Source organism: Neobacillus niacini (assembly GCF_030817695.1).
In the GTDB taxonomy this organism is placed as follows: Bacteria; Bacillota; Bacilli; order Bacillales; family Cytobacillaceae; genus Neobacillus; species Neobacillus niacini_F.
This window is the reverse complement of record NZ_JAUSZQ010000002.1, coordinates 4,329,180-4,354,316: the sequence shown is the minus strand read 5'-3', so window position 1 is coordinate 4,354,316 and position 25,137 is coordinate 4,329,180. Positions and strand designations below refer to the sequence as shown.

General features: G+C 33.8%; 34 protein-coding genes. 29 read left to right on the top strand and 5 right to left on the bottom strand.

Translation table 11 applies throughout. From position 1 onward, the window contains the following. Positions 1-227: 227 nt before the first annotated feature. The 4 genes from QFZ28_RS21955 to QFZ28_RS21940 are packed head-to-tail and all read right to left on the bottom strand — an operon-like array spanning position 228 to position 3,153. Positions 228-449 (bottom strand): DUF5348 domain-containing protein, encoded by a 222-nt coding sequence (locus QFZ28_RS21955; protein ID WP_307196622.1) that lies wholly within the window; start codon positions 447-449, stop codon positions 228-230. Further along, positions 446-1,246, bottom strand: coding sequence for an ExeA family protein (locus tag QFZ28_RS21950; RefSeq protein ID WP_307196621.1), 801 nt, complete (start codon positions 1,244-1,246; stop codon positions 446-448). Before QFZ28_RS21950 ends, QFZ28_RS21955 begins: the two co-directional genes overlap by 4 nt. Continuing rightward, positions 1,239-2,591, bottom strand: coding sequence for a DDE-type integrase/transposase/recombinase (locus tag QFZ28_RS21945; protein ID WP_307196620.1), 1,353 nt, complete (start codon positions 2,589-2,591; stop codon positions 1,239-1,241). Before QFZ28_RS21945 ends, QFZ28_RS21950 begins: the two co-directional genes overlap by 8 nt. Before the next feature lie 40 nt (positions 2,592-2,631). Beyond that, a complete protein-coding gene (locus tag QFZ28_RS21940; protein ID WP_307197095.1) occupies positions 2,632-3,153 on the bottom strand; it encodes a DUF6431 domain-containing protein in 522 nt (173 codons plus the stop codon). A gap of 271 nt (positions 3,154-3,424) precedes the next feature. Here QFZ28_RS21940 and QFZ28_RS21935 point away from each other — a divergent pair, with 271 nt between their 5' ends. The 11 genes from QFZ28_RS21935 to QFZ28_RS21885 all read left to right on the top strand — a co-directional run bounded on the left by QFZ28_RS21935 (position 3,425) and on the right by QFZ28_RS21885 (position 9,648). Next, positions 3,425-3,655 carry a hypothetical protein gene (locus QFZ28_RS21935; protein WP_307196619.1) on the top strand — a complete coding sequence of 77 codons (231 nt, stop codon included), beginning with the start codon at positions 3,425-3,427 and terminating at the stop codon, positions 3,653-3,655. 376 nt (positions 3,656-4,031) lie between these two features. Next, a complete protein-coding gene (locus QFZ28_RS21930) occupies positions 4,032-4,211 on the top strand; it encodes a hypothetical protein (RefSeq protein WP_307196618.1) in 180 nt (59 codons plus the stop codon). 48 nt (positions 4,212-4,259) lie between these two features. Then, positions 4,260-4,949 carry a hypothetical protein gene (locus tag QFZ28_RS21925; protein ID WP_307196617.1) on the top strand — a complete coding sequence of 230 codons (690 nt, stop codon included), beginning with the start codon at positions 4,260-4,262 and terminating at the stop codon, positions 4,947-4,949. Positions 4,950-5,280: 331 nt separating this feature from the next. Beyond that, entirely contained in the window at positions 5,281-6,738 is a 1,458-nt protein-coding gene (locus tag QFZ28_RS21920; protein ID WP_307196616.1) for a hypothetical protein, read from the top strand. 172 nt (positions 6,739-6,910) lie between these two features. Further along, positions 6,911-7,099, top strand: a complete 189-nt coding sequence (locus QFZ28_RS21915; RefSeq protein ID WP_307196615.1) for a helix-turn-helix domain-containing protein — start codon at positions 6,911-6,913, stop codon at positions 7,097-7,099. A 69-nt stretch (positions 7,100-7,168) separates the two neighbouring features. Further along, positions 7,169-7,726, top strand: a complete 558-nt coding sequence (locus QFZ28_RS21910) for a hypothetical protein (RefSeq protein WP_307196614.1) — start codon at positions 7,169-7,171, stop codon at positions 7,724-7,726. 91 nt (positions 7,727-7,817) lie between these two features. After that, positions 7,818-8,012, top strand: coding sequence for a hypothetical protein (locus QFZ28_RS21905; protein ID WP_307196613.1), 195 nt, complete (start codon positions 7,818-7,820; stop codon positions 8,010-8,012). 119 nt (positions 8,013-8,131) lie between these two features. Next, positions 8,132-8,257 carry a hypothetical protein gene (locus QFZ28_RS21900; protein WP_307196612.1) on the top strand — a complete coding sequence of 42 codons (126 nt, stop codon included), beginning with the start codon at positions 8,132-8,134 and terminating at the stop codon, positions 8,255-8,257. Positions 8,258-8,423: 166 nt separating this feature from the next. After that, positions 8,424-8,816 carry a hypothetical protein gene (locus QFZ28_RS21895; RefSeq protein WP_307196611.1) on the top strand — a complete coding sequence of 131 codons (393 nt, stop codon included), beginning with the start codon at positions 8,424-8,426 and terminating at the stop codon, positions 8,814-8,816. Between the two features lie 52 nt (positions 8,817-8,868). Then, positions 8,869-9,186 (top strand): hypothetical protein, encoded by a 318-nt coding sequence (locus QFZ28_RS21890; RefSeq protein ID WP_307196610.1) that lies wholly within the window; start codon positions 8,869-8,871, stop codon positions 9,184-9,186. A 39-nt stretch (positions 9,187-9,225) separates the two neighbouring features. Continuing rightward, positions 9,226-9,648, top strand: a complete 423-nt coding sequence (locus QFZ28_RS21885) for a phBC6A51 family helix-turn-helix protein (protein WP_307196609.1) — start codon at positions 9,226-9,228, stop codon at positions 9,646-9,648. Positions 9,649-10,264: 616 nt separating this feature from the next. Here the strand turns inward: QFZ28_RS21885 and QFZ28_RS21880 are convergent. Next, positions 10,265-10,432 carry a hypothetical protein gene (locus QFZ28_RS21880; RefSeq protein WP_307196608.1) on the bottom strand — a complete coding sequence of 56 codons (168 nt, stop codon included), beginning with the start codon at positions 10,430-10,432 and terminating at the stop codon, positions 10,265-10,267. 386 nt (positions 10,433-10,818) lie between these two features. Here QFZ28_RS21880 and QFZ28_RS21875 point away from each other — a divergent pair, with 386 nt between their 5' ends. The 18 genes from QFZ28_RS21875 to QFZ28_RS21790 all read left to right on the top strand — a co-directional run bounded on the left by QFZ28_RS21875 (position 10,819) and on the right by QFZ28_RS21790 (position 25,137). Beyond that, on the top strand, positions 10,819-12,294 hold the full coding sequence (locus QFZ28_RS21875) for a hypothetical protein (RefSeq protein ID WP_307196607.1): 1,476 nt from the start codon (positions 10,819-10,821) through the stop codon (positions 12,292-12,294). A 14-nt stretch (positions 12,295-12,308) separates the two neighbouring features. Further along, positions 12,309-13,592, top strand: coding sequence for a phage portal protein (locus QFZ28_RS21870; protein WP_307196606.1), 1,284 nt, complete (start codon positions 12,309-12,311; stop codon positions 13,590-13,592). 184 nt (positions 13,593-13,776) lie between these two features. Beyond that, positions 13,777-14,463, top strand: coding sequence for a minor capsid protein (locus tag QFZ28_RS21865; RefSeq protein ID WP_307196605.1), 687 nt, complete (start codon positions 13,777-13,779; stop codon positions 14,461-14,463). Positions 14,464-14,551: 88 nt separating this feature from the next. Further along, positions 14,552-15,175, top strand: a complete 624-nt coding sequence (locus QFZ28_RS21860; RefSeq protein WP_307196604.1) for a DUF4355 domain-containing protein — start codon at positions 14,552-14,554, stop codon at positions 15,173-15,175. Between the two features lie 27 nt (positions 15,176-15,202). Then, a complete protein-coding gene (locus tag QFZ28_RS21855) occupies positions 15,203-16,015 on the top strand; it encodes a phage capsid protein (RefSeq protein WP_307196603.1) in 813 nt (270 codons plus the stop codon). Between the two features lie 58 nt (positions 16,016-16,073). Continuing rightward, positions 16,074-16,241 (top strand): hypothetical protein, encoded by a 168-nt coding sequence (locus QFZ28_RS21850; protein WP_307196602.1) that lies wholly within the window; start codon positions 16,074-16,076, stop codon positions 16,239-16,241. A gap of 6 nt (positions 16,242-16,247) precedes the next feature. Beyond that, the gene (locus QFZ28_RS21845) at positions 16,248-16,547 is read left to right on the top strand and encodes a phage head-tail connector protein (protein ID WP_307196601.1); all 300 of its coding nucleotides are present in this window, start codon (positions 16,248-16,250) and stop codon (positions 16,545-16,547) included. Next, positions 16,544-16,852, top strand: coding sequence for a phage head closure protein (locus QFZ28_RS21840; protein WP_307196600.1), 309 nt, complete (start codon positions 16,544-16,546; stop codon positions 16,850-16,852). The genes QFZ28_RS21845 and QFZ28_RS21840 overlap by 4 nt, the downstream gene beginning before the upstream one ends. An 8-nt stretch (positions 16,853-16,860) precedes the next feature. Then, positions 16,861-17,292 (top strand): HK97-gp10 family putative phage morphogenesis protein, encoded by a 432-nt coding sequence (locus tag QFZ28_RS21835; protein WP_307196599.1) that lies wholly within the window; start codon positions 16,861-16,863, stop codon positions 17,290-17,292. Further along, positions 17,289-17,687, top strand: a complete 399-nt coding sequence (locus QFZ28_RS21830; protein WP_307196598.1) for a DUF3168 domain-containing protein — start codon at positions 17,289-17,291, stop codon at positions 17,685-17,687. Before QFZ28_RS21835 ends, QFZ28_RS21830 begins: the two co-directional genes overlap by 4 nt. An 11-nt stretch (positions 17,688-17,698) precedes the next feature. Further along, positions 17,699-18,124 (top strand): phage major tail protein, TP901-1 family, encoded by a 426-nt coding sequence (locus QFZ28_RS21825; RefSeq protein WP_307196597.1) that lies wholly within the window; start codon positions 17,699-17,701, stop codon positions 18,122-18,124. A gap of 68 nt (positions 18,125-18,192) precedes the next feature. Further along, positions 18,193-18,537 carry a hypothetical protein gene (locus QFZ28_RS21820; protein ID WP_307196596.1) on the top strand — a complete coding sequence of 115 codons (345 nt, stop codon included), beginning with the start codon at positions 18,193-18,195 and terminating at the stop codon, positions 18,535-18,537. A 68-nt stretch (positions 18,538-18,605) separates the two neighbouring features. Beyond that, positions 18,606-18,890 (top strand): hypothetical protein, encoded by a 285-nt coding sequence (locus tag QFZ28_RS21815; RefSeq protein WP_307196595.1) that lies wholly within the window; start codon positions 18,606-18,608, stop codon positions 18,888-18,890. 2 nt (positions 18,891-18,892) lie between these two features. Then, the gene (locus tag QFZ28_RS21810) at positions 18,893-21,079 is read left to right on the top strand and encodes a phage tail protein (RefSeq protein WP_307196594.1); all 2,187 of its coding nucleotides are present in this window, start codon (positions 18,893-18,895) and stop codon (positions 21,077-21,079) included. Continuing rightward, positions 21,076-21,891, top strand: a complete 816-nt coding sequence (locus tag QFZ28_RS21805) for a phage tail family protein (protein ID WP_307196593.1) — start codon at positions 21,076-21,078, stop codon at positions 21,889-21,891. The genes QFZ28_RS21810 and QFZ28_RS21805 overlap by 4 nt, the downstream gene beginning before the upstream one ends. Before the next feature lie 51 nt (positions 21,892-21,942). Next, positions 21,943-23,649, top strand: a complete 1,707-nt coding sequence (locus tag QFZ28_RS21800) for a glycosyl hydrolase family 28-related protein (RefSeq protein ID WP_307196592.1) — start codon at positions 21,943-21,945, stop codon at positions 23,647-23,649. Between the two features lie 152 nt (positions 23,650-23,801). Beyond that, positions 23,802-23,933 (top strand): hypothetical protein, encoded by a 132-nt coding sequence (locus QFZ28_RS21795; RefSeq protein WP_307196591.1) that lies wholly within the window; start codon positions 23,802-23,804, stop codon positions 23,931-23,933. Positions 23,934-24,027: 94 nt separating this feature from the next. Beyond that, positions 24,028-25,137, top strand: a complete 1,110-nt coding sequence (locus tag QFZ28_RS21790) for a GerAB/ArcD/ProY family transporter (RefSeq protein WP_307196590.1) — start codon at positions 24,028-24,030, stop codon at positions 25,135-25,137.

The window sequence follows — 25,137 nt, the reverse complement described above, 5'->3', positions numbered from 1 at the left end:
TACCTAATTCTCAATTTTGCTAGTAGGTTTACTGTGAATTGATTATTCATCAAAACACAAAATAGACGTGTACCTTATTTCTATTCACTCATATAGTCCTTTAGTGTTACTGACACCCTGTTATGACAAGAAATTGACGTGCTTATTTGTCCAAATTCTGACGGAAATGTTGGCCAATAGAAAGGGGAAGCACGCACTGGCTTCCCCTTATACTAAATATTAACCTGCTAGATTTCATTTGGTTTTAGATAAAACTTCGCATTTTTTCCAACAAGAATGTACCAGTCACTACCGAGTTCCATTCTGCACAAAAGGTGTACCCCATTGCCAAGATGCAGTTCGAACGAATCGCCGCGTCGAATCTTGTAATCACTCTTACCTTCGTCCCAAAAGATCATCCAACAATCAAGAAAATCATTGTATACCATGTTTCTCCATCGTTTTTTCATGTCAGTTCACCCTGAATGACATGCTTAATCATATGGTCATCAATTATTCGACGTCCGTTTTGTGCTCCGTAAAGGAGGCTATGTGTACAAACCTTATTAATAAGTCTCGGGGTGCCACCAGAAAAACGATGTATTTCTTCTAAGGCACCGTCTGAAAAGATTTGTTGGTCAACTCCGGCATATTCTAGATGTCGAGAGACATACTGATCGACTTGTGATCGATCATAGTGACTTAATTTGAACTGAATATCAATTCTTTGGCGTATGGCTGCGTATGATTGAAGACGGAGACGATCCCATAATTCACTTTGTCCTACAAGGATAAGGGCCATTGGGCTTTGTGCATCCATCTTAAAATTGAGTAAGAACCGTACTTCCTCAAGCATCTCACGGTCTAGAAGATGTGACTCATCGACCACAACGACTGGCTGGATTCCATGAATACCCCTCATTAACTCAATTTCTCGATGAAGCTGTCGTTTGGCATCTCCTCTATAAAACTTTGATTCGGATCCTAGCTGTTCTAACAATCCTTTATAAAAATGCCTAGGTGTCAGTTTGGAATCAGATAAATAAAGCACTTGGAATTTCCCATGATCAAGTCCATCGACAAATTTCCGAATCGTGGTAGTTTTACCTGTACCACAATCCCCTGTTAAAACTGCAAATAACTGCCTTTCTGCTGTATACTTTAAACGACCTAATACTTCCTGCATCGTAAAGGAATCATACAGTTGAGCAGTAGGTACATCCCTGGTGAAAGGAGTTTGCCTCATTCCGTAAAAAGATTCAAACATCCTCGCCATCCTCCTTCCAGACAGCACGGAAAGACACAGCCGGAGCTTGTGCAACTTTTCGGTCTTCATGTTTTTGTTCAGCTGCTTTTAGTAGTCTAGATGAATCCGCTTTATGTGCTTGTAGATGCGAAGGCAATGTTGGCCGTTTTCCAGCCTTTTCACCTATTACTAGCTTTTTAGCCTTCCACGGAGAATGTCCTTCATATTCAATTGTTAATTCTTCAAGATCCGCAGGATCATATACAACATCAACTTTGCGCCCAATAAAGGAAAGTCCCACTTCATATTTCTGATCCATAAAACTAATACATCCCGATTTATCAACTTTTCTTGTTTCACAATGTAAGAAAGCATTAGCCAGTTTATCTGAATCTATAAAGCGAAGGGCCTTTTTATCACTTCGAAACGCAGCTTCAGGACTAATATTGTCAAGACCCGAGTGTGGTTTATTTTGATAACACTCTGATAACCATACTTGAAAAAGCTCATTTAACCGATCTAAAGAATTAGGCTTTTCCAGGGCTATTTCTCCTAAGAACGAATCTACGATTCTATTAAAACGTTCAACCTTGCCTTTAGATTCTGCCGCATACGGTTTGGCAAAAATCAGTCTTGTCCCTAATTTGGAACAGGTACGAGACATCCATTTGGTCCGATACTGTTTTCCATTATCAAAGTAAACAGCTTCAGGTAATCCATATTTTTGAATCGCATTTCGAAAGGCATCCTCAATAATCCTAGAATCCAATGTTGGATAGAACGCTCCATGTAAAATAAATCGAGTTGCATCATCAATTATAGCGACTAAATAAACCTGTTTTTTTGTGCCATTTGTCCCTATGGGCAAATATGGTCCAAATTTAATATCCGATTGCCACAGCTGATTACGATGACGCTTTTGAAATCGTCTAGCAGCTACTCCTGTTTGAGAGTAAAGCTTCATTTGACGAGTACTGTATCCTCTTTCGGTTAACTTTTCTTGAAGAGTAGAACGTTTAATCTGCCCTGGTTGGGCCAACCCCTCCCACTCAAGAATTTGAATAATTTGTGCAACACTTCTAGTAGGAGCTTCTTTCCTAAGGAGTATCGCCTGTTCTAATAAATGGGGAGGGATAGCCTCTTTTTTCCCTTTTTCCGATATTCCTTTTGGTTTTAATCCTCCGAACCCTTCATTACGGTACTTTTCAAGGTAACGTCTAATTGTCCTTTCAGAAAGACCGCTGGTCCTACATAATTGGTTTTTTAAGTCTTTTGCTTTTCCAGCATCTAAACCTTCCTCCAAAAGAGGGGCGATCAGCTGGAACCGTTGAACTGCAATTTCTTCTGCCTTTTTCTGATCTTTCATGATAACACTCCTCTACATATGTGATTATCATGAGTGTAAATCAGCTATCTCCGGACAAGAATGCAGAACGGGTATGTAGCCACAAATTAATATTTACTATTGGACGGACAATTCTTTGTAGCCATCTCGAGGCATTCCCCACCAGTCGTCCTATTCTATGAAGTGCAGTCTCTGAATTTGCGGACGTCAAATTCAAAGGGACCTTCACCTGTTTCGTTCGAAGCACAATAGATATGAGGCAATTAGCCCAATAATCCACGAAATGATTAAACCATTCAAACCAACGAAATAGTGTAGATTCATCGGCTGGAACATCATGTGTAGAAGGGTTCGTAAGAACCGACTCAATGCATTCAGCCTCATACCTCTTATATGGAACTAAGAAATCTGGTAATTCATGATGAATCCGGCCACATTGATCACAACGCATTCGCCGAATATTATATAATTTTGTCTCTCCAGACCTTTCTCTAGATTTTCTATTTCTAGTACCAATAACGCTCATACTTTTCCCGCAACAGGGAGAAGGAATCAACCCTGCACCCCTAACAAAAAACTCCATTGTTTTCAATTAATTTATAATCTGATACAATAATCATATAGTTTCTTTTAGAGGACGTCTCCCGTATATCTGTTGGCGCAGATATACATTATGGGAGGCGTCTTTTCCTTTCTCCAGAATTATAAAATGTCGAAATGTTTCGAATTGTATACTGACATTATAATCGTCAAATTCTGGACAGGCAATACCGTCAACTTTCGGTCATTTGGAGAAGGCAATAACACTTTAGGCTTTTTACAAAGGGAAAGTTGAAAAGTTGAATAAAAAATCTGTGGAGAAGTTTGAAAAAGAAAAGGAAGAATTTCTTGTGGGAATTAAAACGGAAGGAAATCAGTTAAGGATTCCAGATATCAAGTCATTCAAAACATTACCTGAAGCAATAGCCGGTTATTGCTCTGTTGTTGCTAATTCGATTGGTTGTAGTAAAGAGCAGCAGGATCAAATCATGAATCTGAAGAGAGAAATGCATGATTGGATCAAAAGGGAAGGTTATGTTAGATAAAAAGTTATTAAATTATTAAAATATTTCATTATATCCATTTCTCTTATTCTACAATCATGCTATAATGAAGAGTGAACCGTCTTAACGCAAATAAGACGTGCTTATTTACTATTTCAGTAAATTGGCATGTCTAGTTTTTCTTTTTTTTTATAGTCACTTATCAAACTACTAGTCTACTGTTCCTTGATAACATAATATCATGCACAAAAATCAATGTCAACATGAATTGCTTATATAATTTTATTCTATCGGTAATTCGTGAACGATGATTCATTTTAATCAAAAATATATTAACAACGTGTTCCTTGAAAGGGGTGATTATCTTCAATTAAAAGACTGATTTTATTAGATGAAATTGAGAGGAGGTGGAATAAAAATGAATGTAACTAAAAAGGACTTATTATTTGTCTATGATGTTCTATTACATAGGAAGATTCAAAGAGCCGGACACGAGTTGCTAACATCTGCAATCAGTTTAGCAGATCGTAAGTTTTGGCTTTATCCGAGAACAACAGAGATTGAGCAAATTATGAAGGAACATGTTAATAACAATTAAGCAAATACCATTAAACAGATAACCAACTATACAAAGGAGAAATGATAAATGAGCAATGAATTTAAGGTTCAAATACCTACCGAAATTGTGAGGAGCAGTACTATAAATGCAACTGAGTTTGTCTCACTTGCAAAATTGATACAAGGCTACTACATATCTGGATGTAATGAAGTATATAGACTTGATCACAAAGTATTAATGAATTTTTTAAATATCAAAGACAATAAAACGTTAAAAGAAGCACTCAAGACATTGCATGAGCAAGGTTACGTATTAAACCAAATTACTAATCTACCTAGAAAAGGGGGGATAGATATCGAAATAAATCCTCAGATCATCCCAGAATTAAATGATGGAAGTATCTTTACTCAACTTACAAAAAACGTATTAGATAAGTCGGTAATATCTGCTGTTGGGTATATTGGGGTCAGATTACTTTACTATTACAAAAGTTATATAAATGAAAAAGACACTAAGAAACAATACGCACATCCAGCTGAAGAATTAATAGCAAAAGATTTAGGCATAAGTAAAACAACAGTGATTGAATACAATAAAAAATTAAAGAAGCACAAATTATTAAAGATTGAATCACACGAACTTTCTCATAACAACGAATATAAAAGGGTCGGTGACAGGCAGATGATAATTTTTACCAAATACAATAATCACTATACGCCACTGTACGATAATATCGATGAATTCCCTGAGAAAAATGGCAGTAAATTAGTAATTTAATCTAAGTTCAATTCATCCAAGATAAATAAAATTCATCCAAGATAACGATAGTAAAAATCCAAGATAATAAAAAAACTATCCTAGATAATCTGAACCCTAATAAGAGAAACAGTTATATACATTATATATACATTATTAGATACATAATTAATATACAGTATTTACAATTCGCAAACCCGTTTGCTCATTGGGATAAATTTACTTGTTTTGTTTGTTGTTCTGTATCAGCTAATCTACACCATGTAGAAAAGTTTAATATTTACATAATTTGTTATTGTTTCAATTTTACATAATCAAGGTAATCAATTAATCAAAATGGAGGAATGTTGTAATGTCAAATTTAAATTATAAAGAAGCGCTTAAGGAAATTCAGTCACACTTGAACAATGATTTATCAGTTAAAGAGAGAATGGAACTGGTCAATAAATTATTGGAAAATGGTGTTAAAGTAGAATTCGACTACACTACATATGAGTTTGTTGTTACCTATACTGAAGATGAATATCAGGATATTAATATTGAGTCAATTTTCGAATACATAAGTAGTCCAGTTTTCAGAAAGCAAAATGGAGATAAAAAGAAAAAACATCCTCGTTATGAGGAAACGTATCTTGCTAAAGGGTTGGATAACATATCTGATTATGTCCTTAACAAATGGCATGATTGGGAAGGAAGAAATGAAAATTTAGATGATTATGAAGTGTGGTCAAAGTATGAAGTTGAACGTGGCAGGAAGGATAGAGAAAATAAACGTGTTATTGGATTTAATGCAGATGTAATAGATGACTTCTTAGAAAACGGACTGTCAGACACGGTTAAAAAAGGATTAGAGGTTCACGTTGATAAGGTTGATGATTATCTGTCTAAGTCGCAAAAATCCTTTAAATTAAGCGAGAATGAAAAGAAACAACAACGAAATCAAGAAGTCCTAGATAATCTTGAAAAGTGTCCAGACTTAAAAGTGAGTTATGATTCTTGGAAGCAATTAGGTTTGAAGTATGGCTTTGATATGGAAGATTACACTAAAGAGGAAAGAAAACTCCTTAAACAAAGCTGGATTACTCAATTTGGAAATGAGGATCATCCTGTTACTCCTAAGAAACGGTATTATGAACTTAGAAAGCATTATAACGAAATGGGATATTCCTTACATGTGTTATTCCAACAAATGCAGAAGAAGATAAAGGTAAATAAAGCGAAGCAACTTATACCTTGGGTAGATGTGGATAATCAGATTTATGATTTGTTTGATTTAGAGAAACCGGAGCATGTTGCAGCATTACTTAAGATTGACTATGACAAGAAGGATAAAGAGTATTTTCCTTTGTACTATCTCTTACATAATGATTACAAGGATAAGTCAGACAGTGGGCTATACTATATCTTTGAGGAGTTTCACGAGGCTTTAAAACTTACAGGTTTAAATGATATGGAAAAGGATATTGTGGACTTGATATTGGATGTACATGAGGGATATTGTATTTATAATCAGGCTTGTACAGTAAATCCATATAATTTGGTCATGAAATACATAAATGAAAAATACGGTTTAAACAAGTCTAAGGCGAACATTATACATATCATAGAAAATAAGATTGCTAGGTTAATAGCTGATACATACTATAATATCAAAATTGGTACTCATACCTTAAAGTGTACAAAATGTGAGAAGGAAAAACTGGCTACATTAAATAACTTTGGGATAGATACTCGAAATAAAACTGGATTCAAGTCAATTTGTAGAAAATGTTTAGCACAAGTGGAAAGAGAAAAAATAAATAAATATTAAATATATCATAAATATATACATAAAATCAATATTTTTACACCAAAATACATAACTTTTTTTCTATAACTGTTTAATAATAATGTAGGGGTAGACAATCTATTCCCTACCTTCTCCCAACATCTAAACACCTATTCGTCATAGCGATAGGTGTCTTTTTTATGGAGGGAATGCAATGGTATTGCAAATTAAAGACAATGTGGATCGATTGAAAGTATTTCAAGTGTTAAATGACTATTCTCAAAAGCAAATGGGAGAACTTTTGGGTATATCAGCTAGTACTTACTGTCGGTTAATTAATCGAAAATATACAGCTACACCAAAGGTACAACAACGAATACATAAATTAATAAATGGTTATTAAAGGATTCTGCATTGCGGAGTCCTTTTTTGTGTTTACAAAGAGAAATTAAACAAAGGGGAGAAGTAAAGAATGAAAGAAGATAAACAATTAAAACCAGTACCGGGATATGAAAATTATTTTGTTGATGTGGAAAAAGGTGTTCTTTACAGTAATAGAAGAGGGACATTAAAACTACTTAAATCCAGTTATAGTGAGCAATCAGGTTATTACATGAACACACTTTACGATGCAGATGGTGAACCTTCATCTTTTACCATTCATTCAATTGTTATGGCTGCTAAACAACAAATACCAATTAATTCTTGGAAAATATTAGGTCTTACTGTACATCATCGAAATAGCATTCGTGAAGATAATTATGGAGATAATCTTGAATTATGTAGTCGTACTGCACAATTTACAGAAGAACTAAAGAAGAGACTATCAGAGGAAAAAACAGGTCGTTCAAGAAATAAAGTTTCTAGAGATGATGTTTTAGATATTCTAATTGGGTTTTCTGAATTCGATGGTAAAATCACAAGATATGCTCAAGAAATTGCTGATAGGTACGATATTACTCGTATTAATGCTTACAATATCCTAACTCGTAAAACATGGAAAGATGTTGAGTTTGATAAAATATCTTAATTAATACATAAAGTTGTAACAAATATTTACATATTTTGCAGGACTTTTCTCCTAACTTGTCTAATTATAGATGGGTTAGGGGGTGAGAATAATGACACAAGTTGTAGTTGAAATGATTATGGATAAAACAGTTAGATCTCAAGAAAAATTAGATTCTAATATTGTGCAACTAATGATGCAATCTGAATACGTTACTATAAGTGGTAATACAATCAAAGTAGCATATAAAAATGTTTCAAGTAAAGGAATTGTTAAGTTTTATGGAAATAAAGAAAATTTGGATTAATAAGTAGTATTAGAGCAGTTCCTTCGGGGATTGCTTTTATTTTTTTTGTGCAGGATTTTTGATGCTCCATACTAAATAAGGGAATAGTAAATATTATCTGTTTAGTGAGGAGTGAAAAAATGCAAATAAAAAACAAAGATGAACAAAAGGAATTATTTAACAAAGTAAAAGAAATCGAATTAGAAATTGAAGCATTAGAATCAATGATATCTGAGAACAATGAACGTGATGCAGATATTGATTAACAAGACAAATTAAACACAATTTAAAAGCTGTATGTATGTTCAAAGATCACAATAATTTTCAAAGCAGTCCTTCGGGATTTGCTTTTTACTTTTGTCGAAAATATTTCCATGTATAATTCTTCCATAGAACATTCGTGTTGTCCTATAATATCAATGAGGTGATATTATGGGTGAGAAGGAATTAATAAAATATAAGAAACGTATTGAAGATTTTTTAAAAGCTGAAATTGATGTTCTTGAATATTTAAAGATAAAAGCCATAATTGCAGAGAATAAGATAGATGAGGGAACCAAGCAGTTACCTTATATGATCGCTGTTACTATGTTATCTGTGGGTATTATTATCAAGGGTGGAAATAATATTTGGTGGGTAGATTTTCTTTTTGCTATTTTATCTATTTTCTTTATCATTAAAGTTTCAAATCATATTACAAAGATGTTTAATTTTCATGCAAGGGCAAAAACACAAGTTGAAATAATCAAGTATTGTATAGAGGTAAAAAAGCAAAATAAAGAATCAGTTGTATTAAAATATTTAAATAATGATTCCGACTTTTAGCATCCTAAATGGATGCTTTTTATTTTGTCTAAAGAATAGGGAGATGAAGAGAATGAAAGACATATTAACCAGAGTGTTAACAGTCATTGCCTATTTTGCTTTAATTTCAGGTACAACCTTTATAACAAGTTGGATATTAGATGTTAATTTTAAAGATGCGTTTATTCCAGTTGCATTAGGTGTCATTATTACGGACGTTGTTAGTTTTCAGTGTAGACTTGCTAAATTGGAATCTGACTCTAAAGTAACAATGAAACAAGTTGAGAAGCGATTACTGGACAAGATACAGTTTGAAGCTAACTCAAGGGTAATCGGTGACAATTTAAATAGGATCATAGCAAGTATTAATAAGATGGAAGGTAAGAAATAGGTGTAAAATTACGCTTAATTGTGTAAGGGTTGTAAAGGGGTGAGAATAGGCATGAATGAGGAAAAATTAACTCATCAACAACAAGCTGCTGCTCAGTTATTAGCGACTGGAAGCCATGAGAAACAAGAGATTGCGAAAATTGTAGGCATTAGTAGGACAACATTATACCACTACATGAAACAGGATAAATTTATTGCGGAAGTGGACAGACTCAAACGTGAATTCAGAACTTTTGGTAAGGAATTAATGGAAAGTAAATTAGTTGAAGCTGTCAATGGTTACTGGGATTTAATCAAAGGGACTGATAATTCTATGGTAGCAGCAAAGGGTTATGAGTTCTTTATTGAAAGATCACTAGGGAAGCTTACTAATAAGGCTGAAATAACCGTTGAAGCAACCAGTTCTAATCTAAATAGTAATGATATTAAAGAGGTATTTGATCAGATTGAGGAAGAGGAATAATCGTTGTATTTTTATTCATGTGATAACTGCTGAAAAGGGATGTTAAAACGGTAATAAAACAAGAGTGTAATTGAGTCAATCCCTTGGGAGAGTAAGGGTTAAGGGGTAAAATGATACATAATTACGTAAAATTATGATTATGCGTAATTATCTTTTTACACTAAAAAAACGTTGATATAAAGCCATCTGTTAAGAGTGGTAAGCTGCTAGTTAATATACATTATTTTATACATCAATTATACTGCATGAAATAGTGAATAAAAGCAGCGATTTACCAGGATAAAAACAATATTTATAATGTTATTTTCCCTTACTTTAATACCCATGTAAAGCTGATCATTAAATTATTTGATGGTCTTTTTTATTTGGTGGGGTATCTTCTGAATCTAAAATTTTCAGATTTAGTTAGGATTATCTACACAATTTTTTATAATATTTTTTATTGTTCCAAACTTGACAAAAATTGCGACAAAAATGAACACCCAAAATTGGGGAGTTAGTTTGGGTGTTCTTACGACAAAATTGACTCTAGAATTCGGAGGAAATTCCGATCGTCAATCATATTTAAACAATTTTTAAACACGTAATCCGTAAGGTAGTCAATATTTTGTAAACTTTATTTCTGCCACAATCTTACTAAATCAAGTGGAACAATTACTTTTCCATTTATTTGTTTATGGATTATAGGATATTTGAAAGGATCATGAATTAGATCGTCTTCATTAAGATAACGAGCGCGCACATCAACACCAAGAATACTTTTAATTTTATTACTATAAGTCAATTTTAATCATCTCCTAAATATTAACTTTAAATTATTATTTTTCTTGGGATTAAAAAAAATACAATAAATCATTTATTCATAATCAAGTACGTAGTTCTATACTTTTATCCTTTCAAGGTTGGGAGGTGTAACTCATATCAACAGAAATCATACATACTAAAGAAAATCTTCAACTATTAGCAAAATATTTAACTAAGAAATTTGGCAAAGATAAAGCCTTACAACTGATTCAGGATAATCAAATTAAATCTCAGGAATCGAAAAACGATTATCTATTCGGTTCTAACTCACTCGCTTATGAATTAGGTCGTAGGGATTTAGAATTCTTCTGCATGTTCTATCTACAGGATACATTTGTTCCCAAGCCTAATAATCTAGCACGTAAATTGTCACCAACTCATTTAGAGTGCTGGAAATTGTTATCTGATTGTGTCATTAAGGATACAGTAGATAAAATGATTCTCTGTTTACCAAGAGGTTTTGCTAAGACAACCATATCAACTTTTGCAACTTCAATCCATCAAGTTTGTTACGGTGCTTTCTTTCAGGTCATCATAGGTAAAACTGAAGCAGATGCCCAGGAATTTATCTTTGAGGTTAGAAAGCAATTTGAAGAGAATCCTTATATTCAGTATACATTTGGTCAATTAATCGATTCTAAACGGTTCACAGTAAATAAGAATGAGATACACTTTACAAACAATTGTAAGGTATTAGCATTATCTTCTACTTCCTCTATTCGTGGTAAGAAGCACATGGGAAAACGTCCTACACATGTATATTTAGACGATACTCAAGGATTAGCCGATGTTCTTACAGATGAAGCTAAGAAGAAGAAAATGGAAGTTTATAAGAAGGATATTCTTTTCGCTGGTGATGAGCCTGTTATCCGTAACGGTAAGAAAGTGAAAGCAGGAACAAAGTTTATTATCAGTGGAACTGTTTTAGCTGCTGATTGCTTTATTTCAACATTACTTAAAGACCCACAATATAAATCGATTGTAGGTAGAGCAATCTTAGTTGATGATATAGATAAAATGTTTGCTAATGAATATTGGACTAGATTCAAAGAAATTTATTATGACAATAAGAATCCATATTCTGAAGCTGATTCTAAATCTTACTACTATGAGAATGAGGACAAAATGAAATTCCCTGTTCTTTGGGAAGATAAATGGCATCCTTTAGAATTAGCAATCAAATATTACTCTGATCCAATTGCGATGAAGCAGGAAATGATGAACGATGCCTCTATCCTAACTGGTAGTAAATGTTTCTTTAACATTAAGAAAATGAAACGTGAAGAAATGGAAAAGTTAGAATTTGAAAAGACAATGATTACTGTTGACTGTGCTGTTGAAATAGAGGATAGACACGATTATTCTTCAGTGTGTTTAGGTTCTAAATCTCATACTGGTAACAGATATATAAGAAAAGGGTTATTGTATAAAAAAGAATTCGATGATTCTGTTGCAACTGTTTTTGATTTGTTAAAGAAATATGATGACGTTACGCATGTACTCATTGAAAAGAACACCTTCCAAGGTAGATTTGAAGCAGAATTGAAGAAGTTAATTGAAAATGATCCACAACTTAGAAAACGTCACATTGAAGTTACTGAAAAAAGACAATATAGTAACAAAGAAAATCGTATACGTTCAATTGCTGGTAAAGTCAATAACGGCTTTATCATTTTTTGTGAAGAGGATGAACAATTTTGGCAACAGATATTAGATTATAAAGGCTCTAAGATTGGTCATGATGATGCTGCCGATGTTGTTGAAATGTTTGACGCAAGTATTGATGAGATAAATATAATCCGTCCAATAAAACTTTATGATAGATCAGCAATCGGACTCTAGAAAGGAGTGATTAAGTGGAAGTTACACAAGAGTTATTAATAAAATGCCTAGAAGCATTTAGGCAGCAACAATTAGAAAAACAAAAATACCAAGATTATTACGATGGTAAGCATGATATTTTATCTACTTATAAGTTCAATCCAAAAAGAGCGAACATGAAAATTGTAGTTAACTGGTTTAAAAAATTCCTTCAGGATGAATTAGCTTTTTCGTTATCAAACCCAGTTAATTACATTGATAAAACAGCTAATCCAGAGTACATTGATCGAATTGACTTAGATTTTTCCACTTGGGAAAAGGTACATAATCAAAAATTAATGCTCAAAGTTAATACATTTGGTCATGCTTATGAATTGAGATATTTAAAAGATAATGAATTCAAGGCAACTGTATTAACACCATTAAACTGTTTTGTTCTTGAAGGTAATGATGCAGATAGAACAGTACAATTAGCCATGCATTTTTACAAAGAAAATCAATTCTCAGAGGTTGAAAAGGTAGATGTATATTTACCTAATAAGATTGTCCAACATTATGAAGTTGATGGGGATGAATTAATAACTAAAGGTCAGAGTACTCATGCCTTTATTAATGTTCCGGTTACTGTTGTGGAAGCTAATACAGAACGGAAAAGTATGTTAGATGATATTAAGGACTTGGTAGATGCATATAACACTACAATCAGTAATATGTGTAATGAGTTGAGCGATTTCCGTATGGCACTGATTAAAGTTATTGGCACAAGGTTTGAAACAGAAGATGATATTTCGAAAATGGTCGAAAAGGGTGTAATTGAACTACAAACTGGTGCAGATATTGATTATCTGATTAAGAATTTACCTGATCAGTTTGCAAATAGCACATTGAAGGAAATCAAAGAAAACATCTATAAACAAGCGTCTCACATTGATACTAATGAGAAACTTTCCAGTAATACAAGCGGTTCAGCCTTACAGGGACGTTTAATCACACTTTCTAATAAGTGTTCAACTATTCATACCATGCTTGAGCAATGTATTAAATCTAGATTAAAAGAATATTTCTACATACTTAGAATTAGAGAAAATATTGAATACGATTATCGTTTAATTTCACAGAAATTCACAATGAACGTTCCTAATGATCTTCTACACTTAGCAGATATTGCTTCTAAATTGAAGGATATATTTGCTTATGAGACTCTATACAGCCTTTTCCCATTTGTTGAGAATCCTTCTGTTGAGTATCAAAAGTACTTAAAAGAACGTGAAACATTAATGGAAAGTGAAGTTGATTTGGATGCGATAGGTAATGATTAAGTAACTACAGCTAATAAGGACATTCATTGAGTCAATAATAACTGGTAATCTACCCGGATTGTTTAAGGTGTTTAATTTATCCTTAAAAACAGTTCAAAAGGATATTAATAATTTACTTATGGGTTACATGGTGGATGGTCAGTTACAGGTATCGAAGAAAGACAGATACAAACTACTAAAACAATTGGATAAAACATTATTAAAACAAGCTAAGGTAATGGGGAATAAGGATATTGAAGTAACAACAAAGATACTTAATGATACAGCAGTAGAATCTTATTATCGAACTAATTATCTTCTTGAAGCTGGTTTAGATAATCCTTTAAAAATTAGTAAATTAAAAGAAAATCAAATTAAAGCACTTGTTAATACACCTATAAAAGAGGAAATGTTTGGTGATAGGATTTGGAAAAACAAAGAGAAATTAGTGAAACAAGTCCGACACAGTGTAGAACAGGCTTTAATAAAAGGTACTGATCCTAAAAAATTGGCTCGTGAAGTTAAACGTATTTTTGGTGTTACAGCTTATGAATCTCAGAGACTGATAAATAATGAGGTTGCAAGAGTCACTAGACAGGCTCAGGACATTGCTTATGAGCAGCAAGGAGTTAAGAAGGTCATGTTTGACGCAACTTTGGATAAGAAAACCAGTAAGTTTTGTCGTGAGCATGATGGAAAAGTTTATAACTTTGGAGATCACCCTAAGATACCAGAAGAAACACATGTACAATGTAGGTCAGATATTATCCCTATTGTTGATGGATGGACTCCTAAAAAGAAAAGGGAAAATATCAAGAATGAAGATGGGGTAAAACCTGTTATTGATTATTCCAATTATGATGATTGGATGAAACATAAAGGATTTAATTAAGCACCTATTTTAGGTGTTTTTTATTTTAAAAATAACTTGCACTTCTAGGGCTAATAAGTGTTAGAAGGGCACAAAGGAGAAAAATTAAATGAATTTAGAAGAAATCAAAAAGTTTTTAGATGAAAACAAGGAAAATCAGGACGTACTTGGGGTGGTTAAGCAGTATGTTCCACAACAAGAATTCGGAATTGATGACCTACAGAGATTAGTTAATGAAAAAGAGGATATCAGGAAATGGCTTGATAGTGAGAAGGATAAGCATTTTTCTAAGGGTTTAGAAACATTCAAAATGAAAACAATGCCTTCACTTATTGATCAAGAAATCCAAAAACGCAATCCTTCAAAAACACCTGAACAACTTGAACTTGAAAAAATCAAGGCTCAGCTGCAACAAATGGAAAATGAAAAGACAAGAGAGTCGTTGAAAAACAAAGCATTAACTATTGCAACTGAAAAGAAAATACCGACTCAAATTATTGACTTTTTCATTGGACAGGATGAAGATTCAACGGTTACTAATCTAAAAACTTTTGAAGATGTAATGCAAACTTACGTAAAAACACAAGTTGATGAAAGATTACAAGGTTCGTACACTCCTCCTGCTGGAAGCGGTGGAGGGACTACTTTCACAATGGAAGCAATTAAAAACATGAGTCCTGAAGAAATTAATAAAAATTGGGACGCAATTCAAAAAGTATTAAATCAAAATTAAAAAACTACAAGGACAAGGTGATATTATATGGCAGTAACTACTTTCATTCCACAAATTTGGGAAGCACGTTTATTAGAAAATTTTCATAAGGCATCTATTGCAGATTTAATTACAACTCCTCCAACTGAAATCAGCGGTAAAACTATTACTTTCAATAAAGTTGGTGCTGTAGCAGTTAAGGATTACGCTGGAAACGTTACATTTGACGAACTTACTACTTCTAAAGTAGATGTAAACATGGATCAAAAGAAATATTTTGCGTTTAAAGTTGATGATGTTGATAAGGTTCAAGCTGCTGGTGATTTAGTTGACGCTCACACTTCTGAAGCAGGAGCAACTCTTCAAGAGACTATTGACCGTTATGTTTTAGGATTATACACTGGTGCTCATGCTGACAATGCTATCGGTAACGACACAACTCCAATTGCACTTGATAAGGCTAATGTTTATGATTACATCGTAGACCTTGGAACAAAATTGAATAAAAAGAAAGTTCCTAAAGCTGGTCGTTTCGTTGTTATTAACTCAGATGTTTTAGGTCTTCTTTCTAAAGATTCTCGTTTCACAAATCAACCAGTTGTACTTGAAAATGGTGTTGTTGAAGGTCAAAAAATTAATGGTATGCAAGTTGTAGTTTCTGAAGAAATTGCAAATGTAACTGGTAAATATAAAATTGTTGCATTACATAAAAGCGCAATCGGACACGGTAAGCAAATTGATGAAACTGAGGCACTCCGCTTAGAAAGTTCATTTGCTGATGGTGTACGTGGACTAATGGTATATGGTACTAGTGTACTTCGTCCTGAAGCACTCGCTGTATTAACTGCAACTGTAGCTTAATAATAAAACTAATTGAGTAGGGGTTATTCTCCTACTCTTTTTTTAATGAGGTGTTTAAATGTTTTTTAAAAATAAAGAAACTGGTCTTGTTTGGGAAGTTGTAGACGAAGACCATATTAAACGTTGTCAAAATGACCCTTCTTATGAAGAAGTTAAAACTGAAGTTGAACAGCCTAAAAAGCAATCTGTTTCAAAAGTTAAATCTAAAGCATCCGATAAGGAGTGATGCTAAATGAATCTACAAGAAGTTAAAGATATTCTTGGTAGGACAGATAGTAAACATGACGTATACATTGATACAGTTATTCCATTGTATATTGATTATGTGAAGGAATATTGTAATAACCAGTCTCTAAGTACTGGAGAATTACCAGGTGGTGTTAAATTAGCAATTGCTAAAATGATTGAGTTTAATTTGAATAAGTCTGGTGTCTCTTCAAGTTCATTTGGAGAAGTTTCCTATTCTTATAGTTTAGATTTTCCACCTTCAATCTTAAGAATGTTACAACCGTATTCGAGGATAAGAGTATGATTGAATACCCACACTTAATTGATATTCAAATTGAAACTAAAGTTCCTGATGGCTCAGGTGGTCATAAAAAGGATTGGACTCTTTTTAAAAATGTTGAGGCTTTTGTTCAACCCATATCAGGAACAACTTTTTTTCAGGCACAACAAATTGAATCTAAAATTAACTATAAAGTGTTTATTGATTTCGATATGGAAATTACCAACAAAATGAGGGTTTTATATCAAGAAAAACCTTTAACAATTGATACCGTAATTGATCAAGGTGGGTTAAATGAAGTCATGGTATTAATGTGTAGTGGAAATTAGGTGATGAAATGAGAGTGAATGTAAGACTTCAAGGTTTAGAGAAAGCAATAAGGAATATTCAAGACTATGAAGTTGAGAAAAAAGAGGACGTAAAGAATATTATTAAAGATACAGCTTTACAAATCCAAGCCAACGCAAAACAACGCAGTCCAGTCTTAAGCGGAGCTTTAAAGCGTTCAATCAGTGTTGATATTTCACCTGATGAATTAAGTGCAAAGATTTTTACAGAAATTGAGTATGCTGCTTCGGTAGAATTTGGTTCTGCTCCTCATAAAATTGAGGTCAAAGACGCTTCAATATTAAGTGATGGGAATAGCTTTTTCGGTAAAGAAGTTAATCATCCTGGATCACCTGCCCAGCCATTTCTTTTTCCAGCTTGGGAAGAGGAGAAAAATCAATATATAGATGAGTTAGAAAGAGCATTAGGTGATACACGATGAAGACAGCATTATTACAATTACAAACTAGTCTCTATAATCGTTTATCCAATGATTCTAACTTATTATCAAAAGTTACAGGTGTGTATGACGCTGTTCCTAAAAATCAATCTTATCCTTATATTGCGTTAGGTGAAGATACTGCAAGTGATTGGTCAACCAAAACAACAATAGGTGAAGAAATTACACATACTCTCCATATTTGGTCTAGGTATGATGGGAAAAAAGAAGCAAAAGAAATAATGAACTTAATACTTGAATCTCTTTCTCAACCACTTTCAATTGAAGGTGGATTTTTTATTGACTTTTCAAAAGTCGAATTAATGGAAGTATTTGATGATCCAGACGGTATAACTCGTCATGGAGTAATGCGTTTAAGATTTAGAATCTCACAATAGGAGTGATATAAATGGCAAAAGTACAAGGTAAAGATATTTTAGTAATGGTGGATTTAGATGCATTACTTACAACTCCAACTGGTGTTGCAGATTGGACGGTAGTTGGAGGTCAGCAGTCAGCAACTTTTTCAGAGGAGGTTGAGGCTATCGATACAACAACCAAATCTGACACTGGTTATGATTATGTACCAGGAAGGTATGGTTGGACTGTTAGTTGTGATGGTCTTTATGTGAAAAATGATGAAGGTTACACGGCACTTAAAACAGCTATGAGACAAGGTAAAAAAGTAAAACTTCGTATTCAAGAAGAAGGTCAAGCAGTAGAAGAAGGATTGGCAATTATTACTTCTAAAGAACTGGAGGCAGGATACGAAGAATCTGCTACGTATTCGGTTGAATTCCAAGGAGTAGGTATTCCAACAACTCCAGTAGCCTAATTTAATTTTAGTCCATAGTTTTTTCTATGGGCTTTTTTTTATTCAAACAAAACTAATGAGGTGGAAATATGAGCGAAGCAACTTATAAAAAAGTTACGTTAAATGGGGAAGATCATGTTTTAAAATTTGACTTTAATGGAATTTCTGAACTAGAACAATTCTACAATAAAGGGATTCATGGGATCGTAACTGACGAGACAATTGGTTTTAATACAGTTAGAAATATTTTTTGGGCAGGTATGCTTTGGAAAAATCCAAGTTTAAAACCTTTCCATGTTGGAAAGATGTTACAAGATGATCTTGAGAAAAATGAAGAGTTTGATTTTGAGAAGTTAACAGAAACAGCAATTGACGCTTTATTTAATTCAAAAGCCTTTAAATTACTTTCAAATAATAAAAACGAAAAAAACTAAACGGTGGCTTAGATTGGGCATGGATTAAAGAAATTGCGTTTGGTGCTCTTAATCTAAGCCACGATGTTTTGTGGAAACTTACTCCTGCTGAATTCATTGAACTATATGAGGGATGGCAATGGCGAGAGAATAGACGTGTTGAAGAAATAAAATCAATGCATGAATTGCGTATGAGAGAGTATTCAGTTTTAGGTAGTTGGTTGCTATCTGCTCAAGTGAAGAAGACGGTAAAACCAACTGATTTATATAATCCTGAAAGAATTAATAAATTGAACACTGAAAAGAAAACGACTACCCCAGAAGAAAGTAAAAAAATACTTGATAAACTAGAGAAACAATTGGGGGTGAAATAATAATGACAACAATAGCTGAGTTAGCTGTTCGTATTGGTGCTGATACAACTGAGTTTGACAGAGGTACAAGACGAATAGAAAATAATGTTCGCTCAGTGGGTGCTTCAATGTCTACATTGGCTCAGGATATGGGTGTTAGTACCAGTGAGATGTCTAGAAACTGGAGAAACATGAGTTCAGAAATGAGAGCAGCAGCACAACGAAATACAGAAGCTTTAGCACCTTTTCGAGAACAACAACAGGAAATACAATACGAGTTTTTTCAAATGGCAGAAGGTATGTCCGAGTATCAAGGTTCAACTCGTGATTTCATGGATGAATTAACTCAATTGGGCAATAGAAATAGACAAGTAAATGACCAAATGATTGCTAACAATAACATGGCTAGAATGGGCTTTATTCAAGGGATTGCTACAATGTTAGCAGCTAGTACACAAAGTAGTGCAATAGAAGCTAATTTTGACCGTATGAATAACCCTTTATATCGTGTCAACAATGGATTGCTTAGGATTAGTGGTGGAATGGAACGTATAGCACAAAGAGGTCAACCAGCGGCATTGGCTTTAGAGATGTTGGGACCCACTGCAAGTATGAAAGATTTGCTAAAAATGCAAAGACTTATTACTGGTGGTTTAATGCGTTTTCAAATGGTTGCAATGGCAGCAGTAGTAGCAAACGCTCTGATGTTTTCTGCATTACATAAAGCGGCTATGGATAGTGTTCCTGGATACAAACAAGCCTTTGAGGAAATGGGTTCAGCAGTCAGAGAAGCATTTCAACCGATGGTAGACGTTTTCGGAGCAGTAATGACAAAGGTTTATGAGTTTATTACATGGATTGCAAATTTAGTAATTAAATTTAATGAAGCCCACCCTGTATTGGCTAAACTTATACAGGGATTTTTAATGTTAATCCCTATATTAACCCTTATTTTAAGTCCACTTGCAATAGGAATTGGATTGTTCATGGGAATGAGAGCAGCCTTTGCATCCGTTTGGATGATGATTGCTCCACTAGTTACAGGATTAGCTTCTATGATGGGTACGGTTCTATTAGTTGCTGGTGCTATTGCATTAATAGGTGTCGCTTTATGGGCATTGTGGACGAAAACAGATTGGTTTAAAAATGCAGTATTATTAGCATGGGAAACTATTAAAACAGCAACTCTGACCGCTTGGAATTGGCTTATGAATAATGTTATTACACCAGTTCTAACAGCAATTCAATCCTTTATTCAGGATAAAATGTCACAAGTCCTTCAATTTTGGAGTGAAAATGGACAAATGATACTCCAAGCTGGTCAAAATGTATGGAATGTTATTTCTAAAGTAATTGAGGTAGCGTTAACGGTCATTGGTGCAATTATGAAAGTTGTATGGCCAGTTGTAAAAGCGTTGGTAATTTCAACATGGGAGGCTATTAAATTAGCAATCAATGGAGCTATAAATATTATTCTAGGAATAATAAAATTTTTCTCTGCTCTATTTACAGGAGATTGGGGTAAATTGTGGGAAGCGACCAAGCAGATTTTAAAAGGTGCTGTTCAATTCTTACTTGGATTTGTCCAATTAACATTTATCGGTGGATTAGTAAAGGGAATAAAAGGAGTCGCAGTAACGCTAAAAACTTTATTCTCAGGAATATGGGATGTTGCGGTTCGATTGTTTACTACAGGTATCTCAAAAGTACAAAATCTTGTATCCACTGGATTTAATAAAGTAGTTAGTTTTGTGACAGGATTAGGTAAGACTTTCTTTAACGCTGGTAAGGGACTTATAGAAATGATGGCAAATGGGATAAAAAATGCTGCTGGTGCTGTACTTGATGCAGTAAAAGGTCTTGCAAAGAAAGCCCGTGATTTCTTACCATTTTCACCAGCTAAAGAGGGACCTTTATCAGATTTGGATAAGTTAGATTTTGGGGGACCCATCACAGACAGTATTGATAAAGCAGTTCCTATGGTTAAAGGGTTAATGGGTGACTTATTATCAATGCCTAGTATTAATTTTGACACAAATACCTCAAATGCATATCACGGAGTAACACAAGAAGGAACGAATAGACAACCTTTTGAAGTTGTACTTAATCTTGATAGTTATGAAATTGCAAGAGCAATCCATCCACATATTGATGATATGCAAGCTTCTAATTTCAGTAACCAAGTCAGATACACAGGGGTGAAACTATGAATCTAACAGTTATTCGTAAAGATGGTACAATATACGATTTAAGTAATCTAGGAATAAAAACTCTAGACTTTATCGTTTCTTCTCCTGAATATCGGACTCAATACGAAGAAATAGATGGTGCTGATGGGGTAATTGACTTGGGTACTACAATCGGTGCAAGAATATTAACTGGAAAGTTTCAATTTACAGCACATGATTTGTTAGATTATCCATTATTACGAAATGAAATTTTCCGTATATTCTCATCTAAAGAATCCTTTTATCTAATTGATGAAAGGGAATCAGGAAAAAGATGGGAAGTTAAATGTAATACAGTTTTTAAACCTGAACAAATATTACATTATGGATTTTTTGATTTAGATTTCATTTGTGGAAAAGGATATGCAGAATCAATAGGAACCACCTTAGACCCACTCACCTTTGACTCAGAATTGTGGCAAACCGGACAAGGGTTAACACTGGATGAAACAATGTACACTCACAGTACGAGTACATTTCAAATTTATAATGCTGCCGATGGAGTGACAATTGATCCAAGGACGATACCATTAACTATTGCTTTTCAAGGTGCATCAACAAATTTGAAAATAAAGAACGTTACTAATGGTGATGAGTGGGCTTATACAGGTACATCAAATATAGGTGATGAAATCAAGCTTGATGGTATTCGTTCAACCAAAAACGGATTAACTATATTTCGAAACACAAATCACAAAATTATTACTTTAGCACCGGGATATAACGATTTTCAATTAACAGGAACAAGCGGAAGTTTTACTATTTCATTTGCTTTCCGTTTTTACACCCTATAGAGGAGGTTCTTAAATGGTAAATATAAAGTTTTAGGATCATTCCTTGATAGGGTGTTCCGTAATGATTTAAATGCTAATTTTAACGATGTTGATACGGATATAAAAGCACAGAAAAAACGAGTAGACGATTTGATTATTGGTACTCCACAGCCTAGTGAAGTAGTTGACTCTCGTGGAGGGTTCCCTGTTTTGCGTGATCGTCTGGATGATTTTTCGTCACAGTTGGCACAAATTGCGATAAACGTAAAGTTGTTCGGAGCAAAAGGTGATGGAGTAAATGATGATACCCAAGCGATTCAGTCTGCCATTGACTATTGCTACGAAAATAATCTTGTTTTGAATCTAGGAAACCTTACCATTAGAACAAATTCAATCATACTTAAATGTAATATGGTAGGGAATAAAGCGACTTTGTTATTTAATGAAGGACATAATTTCAAAAATTATGAAACAGATGGAAGTCGTAGGTATGACATTTCATTTATTAAAGGTATAATTTTTGAAAGTGACAAAACCTCATATTGGAACGCTTCACAAGCTGGTCAAAGTTATGACTCTTTAGTTACTAATCCAGATGTTAAAAGGAAATATGGACAACGTGTTTATATCGGGAATAAAACCACTACACCTAATAATATCTGTGCAACGGACAGTACTGAAAAAATGAATGGTACTGGATTTTGGAATAAAGATTACACTCAATGGACTACGCTGGGTACGGTAAATTTTGAGGACATTGATACTTTTTATTGGACTATTACAAATAAAGAAGACACCAATAAAATCACAGCCCCAGAAGGTATTACATTCACCGAATGTGAGTTTGTAGGATGGAAAATTGCTTTGACTATCTATGGTGCATATAACAGTACATTCTACAATATGAAATTCAAAAGGTGCGGTATTGGAGTGGATTGTCAAGATGGAGGGTATTTACCTGGGTCATTATGGGATACGAATTCACGCTGTACAACATTAACGTTCGATAAAATATGGTTTGAAGATATTTCTTACTTTGGGATAAACGGTTTTTCTCTTTTACAGAGTAAAATACATGACGTTATTTTTCAACCATGCAAAGTTGGAATTGTTCTATATCATGCTGCTGACAATGACATAAAAGAGAATTACTTTGAAATAGGACACAGTTTAGTTCATGTGGGTACAAATAATGCACTTAATAACGAAATGTACAGAAACTATTGTAATGAAGCCTACTCGGTTTATCAAGTCCACATGAGATACGGAGTAGAAAACAAAGTTGGTCTATGTAAAGGTAAAGCTAACGTTTTTGCCCACGCAGCTATTACAAACAGTGATTTTGATGGAACATGTGTTGTAGAAGGAGATGAATGGTTCTTTCATCCTAACGGAAATTCCGTAGATCGAACGAAGCCAAAAGTATGTGTGTTTACTACAACAGGCACAGGCGATAAAACAGGAGCAGTGGATATCGGAATTGCTGTTACTGTTAGAAAATCAACAAGATTTGATAATAGTTCTCCTGCTATAACGACTTCCCAAATGGGATTGTACTTCAACGGAAATGAAGATATTCATTTCATTGAAGTAATGACCGCCGAAACAGATATAGCAAGACTTTCCTATTACAAGCCAAATACAGACGGGAATACAAACGTTATGTTTGTGGATGTTTGGGATAATACCAATAAAACGTTTGTAAGGAAAGATATTAGGGATTTAGGACAAAAAGTTTCATTCCGTGTATCCTTTACGGATGGATTAAAAACAACTTAAGGAAGATTTCGTCCAAAAAGTAGATGATAATGCGTCATCTTTGGCACAAAAGATGAACATAAATATATATTAATTAACACTCATGTGTATTGATATTTACTGGTAATTATCAGACAATTATTTCCAAAGAGTACAAACCTTGGAGGGGATAAATGTTGGTGAAAGAGAGGGTAAATATCACCGTTGATCCGAAAGTACTTGATGAATTTTATCGGCTTGCTGGAAAGAAGGGCATTAAGTTTTCAACTTGGGTACAAGTAAAGATGGAAGAAAGAGTGCAGTAGTAAATTACAAATTCCTTATTGCTAGAAGTTTGCATAAAGTGTTATATCCCGGAAATAATGAGCAAGAATGGAAAATCGTTCTAGGGAGATCATTATGCAACAACAAAAAATAAGTGTACTTCAATTCTTTTATGTCATAGTTGGATTTGAATTAGGAACCACGATTATTTTGGGATTAGGTACAGAAGCTAAGCAGGATGCATGGTTGGTTATTGGGATTGGGATGATAAGCAGTCTGTTATTAATGGGGGTTTTTACGCAATTATCATCCTATTATCCTGATGATACATTGGTCTCTATGATTCCTAAAATTATCGGAAAGTACCTTTCTTATCCAGTCATCATGATTTATATTTTAGAATTTATATATAATGCAGCAAGAGTATGTCGAAATCTTGGGGAATTGCTTAACTCGACAATCTTAGATGAAACCCCAACCGTCGTTTTGATAGGAAGCTTTATGGTGTTAGTGATCTATTGTCTTCGTGGTGGAGTTGAGACTTTTGGTCGAATGGGGGAATTGGTCTTTCCAATTTACATTATGTCAATAGTTGTGATTTGGATTTTATTACTTAGTGTAGAAGATTTCAATCTTAAAAATCTTACCCCTGTATTAGGAAACGGTATAAAACCAATATTGAAAGAGGTATATCTTGGTGTCATAAACTTCCCATTTGGAGAGACAATTATCTCAATGATGTTTTTTCCTTTTTTAAACAATAAACAGATAAACAGAAAAGTAGGTATGTCCATCATATTAATTGGTGGCATACTGTTAATGGTTAATTCAATTATGATGATTTCTATATTAGGTCCAGAAATTTACAGCCGGAATAATTTCCCTCTACTTTCAGCTACACAGATGGTTTCTATTGGGGATTTTCTTGAACGATTTGATGCATTGATTATTTTGATTATGGTAGTAGGAGTATTTTTTAAGGTTGGATGTTGGACATTCGGAGCTGCATTTGCGATCTCTCAATTATTCAAGCTAAATCATATTAAATCGGTACTACTTGCTTTGGGTACCATTATTACTCCCTTATCATTAGTAAGTGCAACTAGTTTTGTTCAATCTTTAGAAATCGGGAGGGAGTATTATATTCCATATGTTCTTCCTCTAATACAAATCATGTTGCCGATTTTATTGCTTTGCATTGCATTCATTCGTATAAAGTTCAATCCTGGAGACCCTTCTGCTTGA